Annotated in this window: 1 protein-coding gene; it reads left to right on the forward strand. The window is 67.1% G+C overall.

The genetic code is table 11. From position 1 onward, the window contains the following. The first annotated feature begins 38 nt into the window (after nt 1-38). Nucleotides 39-1,148: an IS630 family transposase gene (locus ACVNF4_RS36290; protein ID WP_461807072.1), complete on the forward strand. Its 1,110-nt coding sequence runs from the start codon at nt 39-41 to the stop codon at nt 1,146-1,148.

The following is a 1,148-nucleotide window of genomic DNA, read 5'->3' on the forward strand; positions in this document are numbered from 1 at the left end:
CTAGTGTCCTGAGTTCGTGATGCGTCGTTGATTGCGGCATGGGACGTCCGGGGCCGAAGCTGGCCAAGTTCGAGTTGTCGGATCACGAGCGACAGGTGCTGAGGCAGTGGGAGCGGGCGCCTTCGACGCCGCAGGCGCTCGCGCTGCGGGCACGGATCGTGCTGGCCTGCGCGGAAGTTGACGCCGACGGACTGCCCCGGTCTGCAAGTTCGGTGGCCCGTCAGGTCGGCGTGACGACCGAGACGGTCTCCAAGTGGCGGGCCCGCTTCCTCACCCACCGCCTGGACGGGCTGGGCGACGTGCCCCGGCCGGGGCGGGCGCGGACGGTGTCGGACGAGCAGGTCGCCGAGGTGGTACGGACCACGCTGGAGACGCGGCCGAAGGACGCCACACACTGGTCGACGCGGTCGATGGCGTCCCATGCCGGCTTGTCGCAGACCACCATCTCGAAGATCTGGCGGGCCTTCGGCCTCAAGCCGCACCGGGCCGAGACCTTCAAACTGTCCACGGACCCGTTCTTCGTCGACAAGGTCCACGACGTGGTGGGCCTCTACCTGGACCCGCCCGAGAAGGCCCTGGTGCTGTGCGTCGATGAAAAATCCCAGATCCAGGCGCTGGACCGGTCTCAGCCCGTGCTGCCGATGATGCCGCACGTCCCGGAACGGCAGACCGCCGACTACGTCCGACACGGCACCACCACCCTCTTCGCCGCGCTGAACACCGCCACCGGCGAGGTCATAGGCTCGCTGCACCGCCGGCACCGGGCCACAGAGTTCAAGAAGTTCCTCACCAAGCTCGACCGGGAGGTCCCCGAGGGCCTCGATGTCCACCTGATCTGCGACAACTACGGCACCCACAAAACCGAGACCGTCCGCAAGTGGCTGAGGGCCCATCCCAGGTTCCAGCTGCACTTCACTCCCACCGGCTCGTCCTGGCTCAACCTCGTCGAGCGGTGGTTCGCCGAACTCACCAGCAAGAAGCTCCGGCGCGGCGTCCACCGCTCCGTGGAAGCCCTCGAAGCCGACATCACCGACTGGATCAAGGACTGGAACGACAATCCCCGGCCGTTCGTGTGGCACAAGACCGCCGACGAGATCCTCGCGTCCCTCGCCCGTTACTGCCGACGCATCACGAACTCAGGACACTAG

The sequence above is a fragment of the Streptomyces sp. S6 genome (assembly GCF_054880855.1).